The organism is Kurthia sp. FSL E2-0154 (genome assembly GCF_038003625.1).
Classification (GTDB): domain Bacteria; phylum Bacillota; class Bacilli; order Bacillales_A; family Planococcaceae; genus Kurthia; species Kurthia gibsonii.
This window is the reverse complement of the sequence record NZ_JBBOPO010000001.1, coordinates 1,580,442-1,594,936: the sequence shown is the minus strand read 5'-3', so window position 1 is coordinate 1,594,936 and position 14,495 is coordinate 1,580,442. Positions and strand designations below refer to the sequence as shown.

The window sequence follows — 14,495 nt, the reverse complement described above, 5'->3', positions numbered from 1 at the left end:
AAAGAGAAATGTAAAAAGGAGAGATATATTATGGCATCAACTAAAGGTTTAGAAGGTATCGTAGCTGCAGAAACGAAGATTAGTTCGATTATCGATGACACATTAACTTATGTAGGTTACAACATCGATGACTTAACAAACAATGCAACATTTGAAGAGGTAGTTTTCTTATTATGGCATACACGTCTTCCAAAAGCTGACGAGTTAGCTGAACTAAAACAACAATTAGCTGATAACATGGAAATTCCTTCAGCAATCGTTGAATTATTCAAATCTATGCCTCTAAAAACAGTACATCCAATGGCAGCTCTTCGTACAGCTGTATCAATGTTAGGTACTTTTGATGATGAAGCAGATGTTATGGAACCAGAAGCGAATTACCGCAAAGCAATTCGTCTACAAGCGAAAATTGCTACAGTTGTTACAACTTTTGCACGTGTTCGTAACGGTCAAGAACCAATTGATCCAAAACCAGAACTTGGTTACGCTGCAAACTTCTTATACATGCTAAAAGGTGAAGAGCCAGCTCCAATCGAAATCGAAGCGTTCGATAAAGCTTTAATCTTACACGCTGACCACGAATTAAATGCATCTACATTCACTGCACGTGTATGTGTTGCTACATTATCTGATGTTTACTCTGGTGTTACTGCTGCAATCGGCGCTCTTAAAGGTCCATTACACGGTGGTGCAAATGAGCAAGTTATGAAAATGTTAAGCGAAATCGGTTCAGTTGATAACGTTGAAACATATATTCAAACTAAATTAGATAACAAAGAAAAAATCATGGGCTTCGGACACCGCGTATACCGTAAAGGTGACCCACGTGCACCACACTTACGTGCAATGTCTGAAAAATTAACAAAATTAACTGGTAAACCAGAACTATATGATATGTCAGTTAAAATCCATGACATGATTGTAACTCAAAAAGGTCTTCCAGCTAACGTTGACTTCTTCTCAGCGTCAGTTTACGACTCTTTAGGTATCGAACATGACCTATTCACACCAGTATTTGCAGTATCTCGTACTTCTGGTTGGGTAGCTCATATCTTAGAACAATATGCTAACAACCGTTTAATCCGTCCACGTGCCGAGTATGTTGGACCAGGAATGCAAACATACGTAGCAATTGAAGAAAGATAATACTGACTTCTTGATTGTTATGTTATAATATAAAAGTCATAGGGCGGGGCTGTTATAGCACTAGCCCTATGATTATGAATATAGTAGGAGGCGCAATTCATGTCTGAAAAAATCGTAGTAGAAAATGGTGTTTTAAACGTACCAAACAATCCAACAATCCCATTCATCATCGGTGACGGTATCGGTCCTGATATCTGGCACGCTGCTTCACGCGTTATCGACGCTGCAGTAAACAAAGCTTACAATGGTGAAAAGAAAATCGAATGGTTAGAAGTTTTAGCTGGTGAAAAAGCATTCAACCAAACAGGCGAATGGTTACCACAAGAAACTTTAGACAAAATTAACGAATACTTAATCGCAATCAAAGGTCCACTTACTACACCAATCGGTGGCGGTATCCGTTCATTAAACGTAGCATTACGTCAAACTCTTGACTTATATGTATGCTTACGTCCTGTTCGTCACTTTGACGGTGTTCCTTCACCTGTTAAAAAACCAGAAGATGTTGACATGGTAATCTTCCGTGAAAACACAGAAGATATCTATGCTGGTATCGAGTACAAAGCTGGTTCAGATGAGCAAAAGAAACTATTAAACTTCTTACAAAATGAATTAGGCGTTAACAAAATTCGTTTCCCAGAAACTTCAGGTTTAGGTATTAAACCAGTTTCTAAAGAAGGTACAGAACGTTTAGTTCGTGCTGCAATCAACTATGCAATCGAACACAAAAAACCTTCTGTAACATTAGTTCACAAAGGTAACATCATGAAATTCACTGAAGGTGGATTCAAACAATGGGGTTACGATTTAGCTGCTAACGAATTCGGCGATCAAGTATTTACTTGGGCTCAATACGATGCAATCGTAGAAGCTGAAGGTAAAGAAGCTGCTGATAAAGCGCAAGCTGAAGCAGAAGCTGCTGGCAAAATCATTGTAAAAGATTCAATCGCTGATATCTTCTTACAACAAATCCTTACTCGTCCAAATGAGTTCGACGTTGTTGCAACAATGAACTTAAACGGTGACTACATTTCAGATGCACTTGCTGCACAAGTTGGTGGTATCGGTATCGCTCCAGGAGCTAACATTAACTATGTAACTGGTCACGCGATCTTCGAAGCTACTCACGGTACTGCTCCGAAATATGCTGGTCAAGATAAAGTAAACCCATCTTCAGTATTACTTTCAGGCGTATTAATGCTTGAACACTTAGGATGGCAAGAAGCTGCTGACTTAATTACTAACTCAGTAGAAAAAACAATCTCTTCTAAAGTTGTAACTTACGACTTCGCTCGTCTAATGGACGGTGCTACAGAAGTGAAATGTTCAGAGTTCGCTGATGAACTAATCAAAAACCTTTAATCTTTAAAGGCTTTTATAACCCGTTGGGATCATTTGATTCTAACGGGTCTTTTTTTATGTAATTTACAAAATCGTGACATATCTAAAAGGATTAGTGATTGTTTTCCGTTTTTGAAGGGTATAAAAAGAGGGAATGAAGTATAATAAAGGTATTCGTCACCCAACGAAAATAAGAAAAGTATGAGGAGTGTTTTACACATGTCTTTAAAACGTAAAAAGATTGCTGTTATTGGTAGTGGTTATACAGGAGCAACGGCTGCATTTTTAATTGCACAAAAAGAATTAGCAGATGTTGTGATTGTCGATCTTCCGAAAGTAGAAAACCCAACTAAAGGGAAGGCACTTGATATGTACGAGGCATCACCGGTTCAGAATTTTGATGCACGTGTAACAGGGACGTCAGATTACGCGCGTATTGAAGGTTCAGATGTGGTCTTAATTACTGCAGGTGTGGCACGTAAGCCAGGAATGAGTCGCGATGATTTAGTTCAAATTAATCAAGGTGTTATGAAATCTGTTGCGAAAGAAATTGTAAAACATGCACCAAATGCTGTCATTATTGTTTTAACAAATCCTGTTGATGCGATGACATATACGATTTTTAAAGAAACAGGTTTCCCGAAAAATCGCGTAATTGGTCAATCGGGTGTACTTGATACAGCCCGTTTCCGCGCATTTGTAGCAGAAGAATTAAATGTATCTGTTAAAGATGTATCTGGCTTCGTATTAGGAGGTCATGGAGATACAATGGTTCCTTTAACGCGTTACTCTTTTGCTGGGGGGATTCCGCTTGAAACATTAATTCCAAAAGAACGTCTGACAGAAATCGTCAACCGTACACGTACAGGTGGAGCAGAGATTGTGAATTTATTAGGTGATGGGTCAGCTTATTATGCACCAGCCGCTGCTATGGTTGAAATGGCAGAAGCGATTATCAAAGACCAACGTCGTATTTTACCATCTATTGCTTATTTAGAAGGTGAGTATGGTTACGAAGATTTATATTTAGGTGTTCCAACATTACTTGGTAGTAATGGAATTGAGAAAATTTATGAACTTGAACTAACGGAAGAAGAAAAAACAGCGCTCGATTATTCAGCAGAAGCTGTTCGTGATGTAATGAAAGCGCTAGTGTAATAAATATAAAAAGAGGGATGTTGCGGAAGCGGCGTTCCTCTTTTATTTTGAAAATTATAAAAGTCCTGTTTCTTTTACGAATACAACTCGATTTTTCATACAATTCTTGATACTATAAATATATGGTAGATTACAAAGGGGGAATTCTGTGTTACTAAGCAAAGATTATAAAGTGGGTAAAACATTCGATCAAATCGATGTTGGCACATCTCTGCAAATCACAGAAAATATTGAGAGTAAAGATTTATTGTTATATTTAGGATTAACGAATGATCAGAACCCGCTATATATCCAGCAGGAATATGCAGCACTTACTACATATGAAAAGCCTGTTGTACCAGTTATTATGTTATCGGGTATTGTAACATCTGCGATTTCCAAATACATGCCTGGACCTGGTTCGTATATATCAGCTATTTCACTACTTTATCCTAAACCATTGCATCACTACGAAACGTTACATCTATCGTTAAAAGTAGTAGCAAAGAATGCAGAAATGAATGAATTACATTTACAAGTAGAAGGAAAAAATAACGAAGAACAGATTGTTGTATCTGGTGCTGTACACGTTATACCACCTAAATTGTAAGATTATATGATATGCACGAATGTTTGAAATGGGGGTTTCAATACATTAGCGGAGGCATAAACATGACAAACACAATCTTAGTAGTAGAAGATGAACTATCGATTGCGACTTTATTACAGTACAATCTTAAGCAAGCAGGGTATGAGGTAATGATTGCGAATGACGGTGAAGAAGGGCTTCAAAAAGCAATCGAACATCGCCCAAACTTGATCTTACTAGACCTCATGCTACCAAAGAGAGATGGTATGGAAGTGTGTAAAGAGTTACGCATTCAAAAAATTGATACACCAATCATTATGTTAACAGCAAAAGATGATGAATTTGATAAAGTATTAGGTTTAGAACTCGGTGCAGACGATTATATGACGAAGCCATTCAGTCCGCGTGAAGTGATTGCACGTGTGAAGGCAGTTTTACGACGTTCAAAAGTAGTAGAATCTGCACAAACAAATGATGAAAAAGAAAAACTTTCTGATTCTGAAAAAATGTATCATATTGGCCCGCTTAGCGTATATCCTGAACGTTTTGAAGCATCATTAGACAATAAAGAGCTTGAATTCACACCGAAAGAATTCGAACTACTAGTTTATCTATTAGAGAATAAAAACCGTGTGTTAACGAGAGATCAATTATTAAGTGCCGTTTGGCATTATGATTTTGCAGGGGATACACGTATTGTAGACGTGCATATTAGCCATTTACGCGATCAAATCGAAGAAAATAGTCGTAAACCGAAATATATTAAAACGATTCGTGGTTTAGGTTATAAGTTTGAGGAGCCTAAAGGGTCATGAATACATTAAAAGTACGCCTATTAATTGCATTTGCGTGCTTGTATGCCGCAATTTTAGCTGGTCTTGGCTTTGTATTAGGCCAGCTTTTTCCTGTTTATATGGAAAATACAGTGCGTTCTAATTTACAAGAAGCACAGCAACATTTAAGTGACTATTTTACTTCTGAAAAAATTCCGATTACGGATAAACAGCAACAAGAGCTAGTGAAGCAACTTCCAGATAGTTTCTTATCAAATGATTTAATTACAACACGTTGGCATTTTTGGCTCATTCTCATTATTGTTCTATTTATCGCGTTCGTCTTACTCATGTTCACAACGAATCGACTTTTAAAGAAGCTATCGTTATCTGTTGAGCATGTAACGCAAACCGCTTTAGAATTAGCGCAAGGGAATTATCGTGCACGTGCATATGAATCTTCTGATGTAGCCACAACAGCACTTAGCAAGTCGATTAATGTTTTAGCGCGTAATTTACAAGATATGACAATGATTCGTGAGATTGAACAAGAGCGTCTCAAAACCCTTATTAATAATATGGGAAGTGCCTTGATTATGATTGGGCGAGAAGGTGAAATCTCGGTTGTGAATGATGGTTTTTTAAAACTATTTAATAAAAATCATGAAGACGTAAAAAAACATGTTTTTCGAGAACTTGGTGTTGATGAAAATTTAGAAGAGTTTGTCGATCATGTTTTTATGACGGAAACACCATATCGTAGGCAAATTGAAATAACTGTTCATCAACAAATTAAACATATGGAAGTGTATGGTGCGCCAGTTATTGGAGCGCATGGTCATTGGCTTGGTGTTGTAATTGTCATGCACGATATTACAGAACTGAAGAACTTAGAACAAGTGCGAAAAGACTTCGTTGCGAATGTGTCACATGAGCTAAGAACACCGATTACATCGATTAAAGGCTTCTCAGAAACACTTCTAGATGGCGCTTACAAAGATGAAGAAACATTATTATCTTTTTTAGAGATTATGTATAAAGAAAGTAATCGACTGCAAATGCTTGTCCAGGACTTATTAGAGCTGTCGAAAATTGAAAAAGAAGGATTCAAAGTTGATGTAGCACCGACTTCTTTCAATGCGATTGTAAAAAGTGCGATGGAAATGGCGCATATTCAAATTGAAGAGAAGAATATGGATGTACATTTAGAAGAAGAAGGGGAGGTTCGTGTACTTGGAGATGCGAATCGTCTCACACAAATTGTTGTAAATTTACTTGCGAATGCAGTTTCCTATTCGAAACCTGACAAACGAATTGACTTGAAAGTACTAACACATGGTGAATATGGCGTAGTCGAAATCGCCGATCAAGGAATCGGTATTAAACAAGCAGAAATTCCGCGTATTTTTGAACGATTCTACCGTGTAGATCGTGCGAGAAGTCGTAATTCAGGTGGAACGGGTTTAGGGCTTGCAATCGTAAAACATTTAGTTGAAGCACATAATGGTCGAATTATTGTAAAAAGTGAAGAAGGTGTGGGAACGACGATGCGTATTTATATCCCGTTAGCATCATAATTTACATGGAATTTACAAAAGGCTAATAGAAACTTCATAACAACTTGCTATACTAAACATATGAAACCCCCTTCATAACATGAATCCAAAAAGAAAGACCCCTTGTATACGAAAGAAACTCAACCTTCCCTAAAGGTGAGTTCCTTTCGTTTTTTTTATTTTGACTGCATAGCATGATAGAATAGAGAAGAAGAAAATACGAACAGGAGTGTGAGGGAATGACACAAAAAAAATTACTGTTGCTAGACGGGAATAGTTTAGCATATCGTGCATTTTTTGCTTTACCCCCATTAACAAACCACCAGGGAATTCATACGAATGCAGTGTATGGATTTACAACGATGTTACAAAAAATTCTAGCAGAAGAACAACCAACGCATATGCTTGTAGCATTTGATGCAGGGAAAACAACGTTCCGTCATAATACGTACACAGAATATAAAGGTGGACGTCAAAAAACACCACCAGAATTATCAGAACAATTCCCTTATGTGCGAAAACTCGTAGCGGCTTATAATATGAAGCAATATGAATTAGAAATGTATGAAGCAGACGATATCATTGGCACACTTGCGAAACAAGCAGAACAGGCAGATATGCAAGTGGTTATTATCTCAGGCGATAAAGATTTAACGCAGCTAGCAACAGACAAAACAACCGTCTACATAACGCGTAAAGGTATGACGGATATCGAACACTATACGCCAGCGCATATTTTAGAAAAGTATGGCTTAACACCTGAACAGATTACTGATATGAAAGGTCTTATGGGCGATTCATCTGATAATATTCCGGGTGTGCCAGGTGTAGGTGAAAAGACAGCGATTAAACTGTTGAAAGAATATCCAACAGTAGAAGATATTTATGCGCATGTCACAGAGGTGAAGGGTGCAAAGTTACAAGAGAAATTGGTTGCAAATGAAGAACAAGCAAAAATGAGCAAACAACTTGCGACGATTGAAGTGAATGCACCAATTGAAGTGACAGTAGATGAACTTGGCTGGGAAGGTCCAGATGTAGAAGCCCTATTCGCTTTATGGCAAGAGCTTGATTTTAAAACATTACTTGAAAAAAGCGAATATGAATCGGAAGCACAGGAAACAGCTTTACTCGAACATCAAATTGTTTCGAATTTAACTGCTGAACAGCTTGTAGATGGTATGGCGATTCATTTAGAGATGGAGAATGCGCATTATCATACATCGAAAGCACTTGGACTTGCGTTTGTAACGGACACAACAGCTTACTATATGGCATATGAAGATGTACTTCAATCTGAAGAAGTAAAAGCTTATTTACAAGATGAAACAAAGAAAAAATATGTATTTGATTTGAAAAAACATCAAGTTGCATTTGCGCGTGATCAAATTGAATTAAAAGGCGTTGAATTCGATTTATTATTAGCGGCATACATTGATGATCCAGCTTTTGCCTCTGAAGATATTGCTTCTGTTTCACGTGCATACAACTATACAAATGTGCAAACAGAAGAATCAATTTATGGTAAAGGTGCAAAACGAGCAGTACCATCAGAAGAAGTATTAGCAGAACATGTATGTCGCCAAGCGTTAGCCGTTTATACGACGCGCGAACCATTGCTTTCGAAGCTAAAAGAGAATGAACAATATGATTTATATACAGATATTGAACTACCACTTGCACATATTCTAGGGAAGATGGAGACATGTGGTATTCGCGTTAATAAAGAGACATTAGCTGACATGGGTGAAGAATTAACAGAAAAACTACAGGCAATTGAGGCGACAATTTATACGCTTGCAGGAACAAAATTCAATATTAATTCACCTAAACAATTAGGTGTTGTACTATTTGAAAAACTTCAATTACCAGTTATTAAAAAGACGAAAACAGGTTATTCAACTGCAGCAGATGTTTTAGAAAAGCTAGCACCTGAACATGAAATTATCGAACACATCTTACAATACCGTCAATTAGGGAAGTTACAATCGACTTATATTGAAGGGTTAATGAAAGAAATTCATGAAGATGACCATAAGATTCATACACGCTATCAACAAGCTTTAACTGCAACAGGCCGTCTAAGTTCAACTGATCCCAACTTACAAAACATCCCGATTCGTTTAGAAGAAGGGCGTAAAATTCGTAAAGCCTTTGTGCCTGAAACGGAAGGGTGGCAACTATTCGCAGCCGACTATTCACAAATTGAGTTACGTGTACTCGCGCATATGTCACAAGATGAGAACTTGATGCAAGCTTTCTTAAACGGATTAGATATCCATACGAATACAGCAATGAACGTATTCCATGTAGCAGAAGATAAAGTTACTTCGTCTATGCGACGTGCGGCGAAAGCAGTTAACTTTGGGATTGTCTATGGAATCAGTGACTACGGTTTATCTCAAAACTTAGATATCTCAAGAAAAGAAGCAGCAGAATTTATTGAACGCTACTTTGCTAGTTTCCCAGGTGTTAAAACATATATGGATAATATGGTAAAGGTGGCGAAAGAAAAGGGTTATGTTACAACACTATTAAACCGTAGACGTTACTTACCTGATTTAAAATCAAGTAACTTCAATTTACGTAGTTTTGCTGAGCGTACAGCGATGAATACACCAATTCAAGGTAGCGCAGCAGATATTATTAAAAAAGCGATGATTGATATGGATGCTGCTTTAAAAGAGCATCAATTACAGGCAAAAATGTTATTACAAGTACATGATGAATTGATTTTTGAAGCACCAGAAGAAGAAATTGCAATTTTAGAAAAGCTCGTACCAGAAGTGATGGCAAATACCGTGAAGTTAGATGTGCCACTACGTGCAGATTATTCTGCTGGTTATACATGGTACGATGCGAAATAGGAAGTGAAATGATATGCCGGAATTACCAGAAGTAGAAGGCGTCGTACGTTCACTACAACCTGCTGTAACAGGTAGAACGATTGAATGTGTGACAATTTCGCCAACGATTTATACAAGCCATGAAGCAGGTAAGCAAAGTATTATAAAAGGGTTGCAGCCGGATGAGTTTGTAGAAGCTGTGACAGGAATGACGATCCAAGATGTTACACGTCGCTCAAAATATATTTATTTTACGTTAGAGTATGCAGGTGCCACATATAAGTTAGTGAATCATTTGGGTATGAGCGGTGCTTTTTTTGATGTACATGATGTATCGGAAATTCTAGAAGAAAAGTTCCGTAAACATGTCCATGTGACCTTTACACTTGATAACGGAAAGAAACTGATCTATTCAGATATCCGCCGCTTTGGTGAGATGCGCTTCTTACAAAAGATTGAAGACCATCCGCCATTAATGGCGTTAGCACCGGAACCATTTGATTCTATTGCGAAAGACCATTTTTTAACATATTGTGCGTTACCCAAGTACAGTAAAAAAGAAATTAAAGCGGTCATTATGGATTCACATGTGTTATGTGGTTGTGGCAATATCTATGCAACGGAAGCTTTATTCCGAACGAAAATTAACCCGGGACGAATTGCATCCCGATTAAGTAGGGCGGAGAAAGAACAGCTATTTGACGAGATTGTTGCAGTTTTGAGCGAAAGTATCGCATATGGTGGGTCGTCAATCTCGGATTATCGAAATATTAATGGTGAGGCTGGAGGTATGCAGGGCCGTTTACAAATGTACGGGATGAATATTTGCCCAATGTGTCATACTAATTCAGAACAAAAAATCATAGCAGGACGGAATTCGTATTACTGTCCAAATTGTCAAAAATAGGGGGTGTCGAAATGATTATTGGATTAACAGGAAGTATCGCAAGTGGGAAAAGTACAGTAGCAAAAATGCTCGAAAAATATCGTTTTCCGATTGTCGATGCAGATCAAGTAGCACGTCTTGTTGTAGAACCAGGGGAGCCAGCGCTTACAGAAATCGTAGCTGCTTTTGGGGGAGAAATCTTATTAGAAGATGGTTCATTGGATCGCAAAAAATTGGGTGATCTCATTTTTCATGACCCATCAAAGCGAGCTATTTTAAACGGAATTATTCATCCCGCGATTCGAAAAGAGATGTTGAGACAGCGCGATGAATGGCTTAATAACGGGGCTGAAGTCGTTATTATGGACATTCCATTATTGTTTGAAAGTAAGTTACAACACTTTGTTGAAAAGATTTTAGTTGTGTCATTATCGGAAGAAAAACAGTTGGAGCGTTTGATGGAACGAAACCAATTAAGTGAGGATGAAGCGCGAGCGCGAATTAGCTCGCAGCTACCTCTTTCTGTGAAAGAAGAAGGCGCAGATGCAGTTATTTATAATGAGGGTACATTAGACAAAACGGAACAACAGTTGAACTATATTTTAAAAGAATGGGGGTTAGTATAAAACATAAAAGAATATCAAAAAAGTGATAGAAAAAAGTTGTCAGAAAATAAAAACTTTTGTTTTTGTGTGTAAATATGTTCTACTTCCAGATAAATGTGTTATACTAATTCTCAAATAACACATTTAAAAGAATTTCTTTTAAAACAGGAGGATATATTTCATGACAGTTTCTATTGCTATTAACGGATTTGGCCGTATCGGACGTATGGTGTTCCGTCAGGCGATACTTCAAGATGATTTAAACATCGTTGCCATCAATGCGAGTTACCCATCGGAGACATTAGCTCATTTAGTAAAATACGATACAAACCACGGACGTTTCGAAGGTACTGTTGAAGCGGTTGAAGGTGCATTAATTGTAAACGGTAAACGTGTACAACTTGTATCAGAGCGCGATCCATTAAAATTACCTTGGAAAGAACTAGGTGTGGATATTGTAATCGAAGCAACAGGTAAATTTAACGCACGCGATAAAGCTGCTTTACATCTAGAAGCTGGTGCGAAAAAAGTTATTTTAACTGCACCTGGTAAAAATGAAGATATTACAGTCGTTATGGGTGTAAATGATGACAAATTAGATTTATCAAAACATGATGTTATTTCAAACGCTTCATGTACAACTAACTGCCTTGCTCCTGTAGCAAAAGTTTTAAATGATAAGTTCGGTATTGATAACGGTCTTATGACAACAGTTCATGCTTATACAAATGACCAAAAAAATATTGATAACCCACACAAAGATTTACGTCGTGCACGTGCTTGTGCGGAATCAATTATTCCAACTTCAACAGGTGCTGCAAAAGCATTAGCACTTGTACTACCTGAATTACAAGGTAAATTACATGGTATGGCTCTACGTGTTCCAACACCAAATGTATCACTTGTAGATTTAGTAGTAGACTTAAACAAAGATGTAACAGTTGAAGAAGTGAATGCTGCATTCATCGAAGCTTCTCAAACATCTTTAAAGGGTGTATTAGATTTCACAACAGAACCTTTAGTATCTGTAGATTTCAATACAAACCCAGCTTCAGCAACAGTTGACGGCTTAACAACTATGGTTATGGGTACACGCAAAGTAAAAGTACTTGCTTGGTACGATAACGAGTGGGGTTACTCAACTCGCGTAGTAGATTTAACACAAAAAGTAGCGCGTGAATTAGCAGCAGTACAAGCATAATTTAATTGTAATAATTTAAACTGTAAGTAGAACGGTGCAAGTCGTTTTGCTTACAGTTTTTTATTGTTCTGTATTCAGTAGTATTTCCCTTAAAAAATATAGGGATTGTTCGGTACATCACACGTTTTTTTGTTATAATAGATAAACTAAATAGTATTTAATTCAGGAGAGAAAAATTATGAGATGCCCAAGTTGTCAGTACAATGGAACAAAAGTGATTGATAGCCGACCTGTCGATGATAATAAAGCCATTCGTCGTCGCCGCGAATGCGAATCATGTGGGTTTCGCTACACCACATTTGAAAAAGTAGAAGAGATGCCGCTAGTTGTTGTGAAAAAAGACGGCTCGCGTGAAGAATTTAGTCGTGAAAAAGTGTTGCGCGGGCTTATTCGTGCCTGTGAAAAAAGACCAGTTGCATTAAGTGAGCTTGAAGATGTTGTCTTTGCGATTGAACAAGATTTACGAAGTGCTGGTATTGCGGAAGTTAAATCCGAAGATGTCGGTGAAAAAGTAATGGATCGCTTAGCAAAAATTGACGAAGTATCTTACGTGCGTTTTGCATCAGTTTACCGTCAGTTCAAAGATATTAATGTATTTATTCATGAGTTACGTGAGTTAATTGAGCGACAAGAAAGTGAATCGGACTCAAAAGAAGATTAAATAAAAGAGGAGGAGTTTGAATTGAAACTAAATAATGAACTACATTCCGTAGACCGATTTACAATTCACATTCCATTTCCTCTTTCAAGTTATGAAAGAAAGTTAATTACGCTACTTTATCAGCCTTTAATTGGACCTGAACCAATTAGTCTGTATTTTTTGTTGTGGGCTGAAGGGGAAGATGAAGAAGGTAGAGACTATACACACTACCATTTGATGAATGGACTTGATATGTCAATTGGGGCTATTTTCAACGCACGTATTGCGCTTGAAGCGATTGGATTATTACGTACGTATAAAAAAGAAACAGATGATTTACATTATTTTTCGTATGAAATTTTACCACCTTTAGAAGCAAGACGTTTCTTTGAAGACCCACTTCTATCGATGTTTTTATTCAGTAAAATTGGTGAGAATGCATACCGTCGCTTATTGCAGCGCTTTACACCGAAACGTGTAGCAATCGAAGGAATGACGGAAATTTCACGTCAATTTACGGATGTCTATCAACCGATTCAACAACATATGCCAAAAAATATGATGGTGCATGACATAGCTGAAAAACCATCGAAAATCCCATTTTACTATCAATCTTTTGATTTTCCATTACTGATGTCTGGATTATCTGAAAATATGATTCCACATCGTTTGATCACAGCTGAGATTAAAGAAACGATTGCAAAAGTTGCATTTATGTATGGTTTATCTGCAATTGATATGAAACATGTGCTTATGATGGCGAATAGTGATGATGAATTAACGACAGATGCGGTACGTAAATCAGCGAGTGAATATTATAAATTGACGATTTCCAAAACACCACCAGCTATTTCGAAAATGCTGCCACCTGAACAAGCACATGAGCAGGCAAAAGAATGGAATAGTAAACAAGATGAGTTAGTACAATATTTTGAACAAGCACGACCAATTGATGTTTTAATTGCTGTGAATGACGGGAAGCAAGTATTTGATCATGAACTTGAAATGTACGAAAGTTTAATTACACAATATGATATTACACCACCTGTTGTGAATGTATTAATTCATTATATCTCGTTGAATAATCCAGGTCATATTAGTAAAAAGTATATTCAAGCGATTGCAGCAGATTGGCGTAAAAAAGGAATTGAAACCGCTACGCAAGCGATGAATGAGGCACGTCAATTCATGGATCAAAAAAATCCAACAGTGAAAAAGGCGACTACAATCGAAGATATGCATGCGGAGTTTGAATTGCTTCAGGCGGCAGCTTACGTTCTTTATCAATTTGAACCAGGTAAAGCAAGTGCTGCTAAACTAAAAAATATCGAAGAGACCTTCAAAAGTTTAATGAAAAAAATTGAACCACCTGTTCTTCTTCAAATGTTGGCAGATGGCAAAGAGCCTTTTGCACATGAATTAAAAGCAGTGACGCAGTTTGCTTCGATGTATGAATGGGAACGACCTTTATTAAATACGTTAATTCATTATGCTCATTTTTCAAGTGAAGGGAATTTGAATTTACCATTCTTAGAGGCGATTGCTTCAGGGTGGCGTAAACAGTCGGTTCAAACGATTGAAACAGCCATTCAATATGGACAAAATTATCGAAAGTCACGCGCTCAAAAATATAGCCGTACGACTTACGGGAATCCTGAGAAAAAAGAATTACCAGCATGGATTAATTCATCAGAGAAGCCAAAAAGTCAGGCATCACTTGAAGAGTTAGAACGTCAATATCGTATGAAGAAGAAATCCTGAGGAGGTGTTGTACG

At 37.4% G+C, this 14,495-nt stretch carries 12 protein-coding genes; all 12 read left to right on the top strand.

Annotated features, from left to right (window positions below; genetic code table 11):
• Nucleotides 1-30 precede the first annotated feature (30 nt).
• The 12 genes from citZ to MHB75_RS07775 all read left to right on the top strand — a co-directional run bounded on the left by citZ (nucleotide 31) and on the right by MHB75_RS07775 (nucleotide 14,481).
• A complete protein-coding gene (gene citZ, locus MHB75_RS07830; RefSeq protein WP_340996926.1) occupies nucleotides 31-1,146 on the top strand; it encodes a citrate synthase in 1,116 nt (371 codons plus the stop codon).
• Between the two features lie 99 nt (nucleotides 1,147-1,245).
• The gene (gene icd / locus MHB75_RS07825) at nucleotides 1,246-2,508 is read left to right on the top strand and encodes an NADP-dependent isocitrate dehydrogenase (protein WP_068451948.1); all 1,263 of its coding nucleotides are present in this window, start codon (nucleotides 1,246-1,248) and stop codon (nucleotides 2,506-2,508) included.
• A 198-nt stretch (nucleotides 2,509-2,706) separates the two neighbouring features.
• Nucleotides 2,707-3,645 carry a malate dehydrogenase gene (gene mdh, locus MHB75_RS07820; RefSeq protein ID WP_087680401.1) on the top strand — a complete coding sequence of 313 codons (939 nt, stop codon included), beginning with the start codon at nucleotides 2,707-2,709 and terminating at the stop codon, nucleotides 3,643-3,645.
• A gap of 148 nt (nucleotides 3,646-3,793) precedes the next feature.
• Complete coding sequence (locus MHB75_RS07815; RefSeq protein ID WP_340996921.1) at nucleotides 3,794-4,234, top strand: MaoC/PaaZ C-terminal domain-containing protein; 441 nt, start codon at nucleotides 3,794-3,796, stop codon at nucleotides 4,232-4,234.
• Nucleotides 4,235-4,296: 62 nt separating this feature from the next.
• A complete protein-coding gene (locus tag MHB75_RS07810) occupies nucleotides 4,297-5,028 on the top strand; it encodes a response regulator transcription factor (RefSeq protein ID WP_340996920.1) in 732 nt (243 codons plus the stop codon).
• Nucleotides 5,025-6,563: a two-component system histidine kinase PnpS gene (pnpS, locus tag MHB75_RS07805; protein ID WP_141274802.1), complete on the top strand. Its 1,539-nt coding sequence runs from the start codon at nucleotides 5,025-5,027 to the stop codon at nucleotides 6,561-6,563. The genes MHB75_RS07810 and pnpS overlap by 4 nt, the downstream gene beginning before the upstream one ends.
• A 218-nt stretch (nucleotides 6,564-6,781) precedes the next feature.
• Nucleotides 6,782-9,409: a DNA polymerase I gene (polA, locus tag MHB75_RS07800; RefSeq protein WP_340996917.1), complete on the top strand. Its 2,628-nt coding sequence runs from the start codon at nucleotides 6,782-6,784 to the stop codon at nucleotides 9,407-9,409.
• A 13-nt stretch (nucleotides 9,410-9,422) separates the two neighbouring features.
• The gene (mutM, locus tag MHB75_RS07795) at nucleotides 9,423-10,295 is read left to right on the top strand and encodes a bifunctional DNA-formamidopyrimidine glycosylase/DNA-(apurinic or apyrimidinic site) lyase (protein WP_340996916.1); all 873 of its coding nucleotides are present in this window, start codon (nucleotides 9,423-9,425) and stop codon (nucleotides 10,293-10,295) included.
• Nucleotides 10,296-10,306: 11 nt separating this feature from the next.
• Complete coding sequence (gene coaE / locus MHB75_RS07790) at nucleotides 10,307-10,900, top strand: dephospho-CoA kinase (RefSeq protein WP_141274805.1); 594 nt, start codon at nucleotides 10,307-10,309, stop codon at nucleotides 10,898-10,900.
• A 160-nt stretch (nucleotides 10,901-11,060) separates the two neighbouring features.
• Nucleotides 11,061-12,080 carry a glyceraldehyde-3-phosphate dehydrogenase gene (locus MHB75_RS07785; protein WP_068451971.1) on the top strand — a complete coding sequence of 340 codons (1,020 nt, stop codon included), beginning with the start codon at nucleotides 11,061-11,063 and terminating at the stop codon, nucleotides 12,078-12,080.
• Between the two features lie 178 nt (nucleotides 12,081-12,258).
• Nucleotides 12,259-12,741, top strand: a complete 483-nt coding sequence (nrdR, locus tag MHB75_RS07780; protein WP_068451972.1) for a transcriptional regulator NrdR — start codon at nucleotides 12,259-12,261, stop codon at nucleotides 12,739-12,741.
• Nucleotides 12,742-12,762: 21 nt separating this feature from the next.
• Entirely contained in the window at nucleotides 12,763-14,481 is a 1,719-nt protein-coding gene (locus MHB75_RS07775) for a DnaD domain protein (protein WP_068451978.1), read from the top strand.
• The last annotated feature ends 14 nt before the right edge of the window (nucleotides 14,482-14,495 follow it).

Coding starts and splice junctions, on each gene's coding strand:
- citZ (WP_340996926.1), top strand. CDS start 31: ATGGCATCAACTAAAGGTTTAGAAGGTATCGTAGCTGCAGAAACGAAG.
- icd (WP_068451948.1), top strand. CDS start 1,246: ATGTCTGAAAAAATCGTAGTAGAAAATGGTGTTTTAAACGTACCAAAC.
- mdh (WP_087680401.1), top strand. CDS start 2,707: ATGTCTTTAAAACGTAAAAAGATTGCTGTTATTGGTAGTGGTTATACA.
- MHB75_RS07810 (WP_340996920.1), top strand. CDS start 4,297: ATGACAAACACAATCTTAGTAGTAGAAGATGAACTATCGATTGCGACT.
- pnpS (WP_141274802.1), top strand. CDS start 5,025: ATGAATACATTAAAAGTACGCCTATTAATTGCATTTGCGTGCTTGTAT.
- polA (WP_340996917.1), top strand. CDS start 6,782: ATGACACAAAAAAAATTACTGTTGCTAGACGGGAATAGTTTAGCATAT.
- mutM (WP_340996916.1), top strand. CDS start 9,423: ATGCCGGAATTACCAGAAGTAGAAGGCGTCGTACGTTCACTACAACCT.
- coaE (WP_141274805.1), top strand. CDS start 10,307: ATGATTATTGGATTAACAGGAAGTATCGCAAGTGGGAAAAGTACAGTA.
- MHB75_RS07785 (WP_068451971.1), top strand. CDS start 11,061: ATGACAGTTTCTATTGCTATTAACGGATTTGGCCGTATCGGACGTATG.
- nrdR (WP_068451972.1), top strand. CDS start 12,259: ATGAGATGCCCAAGTTGTCAGTACAATGGAACAAAAGTGATTGATAGC.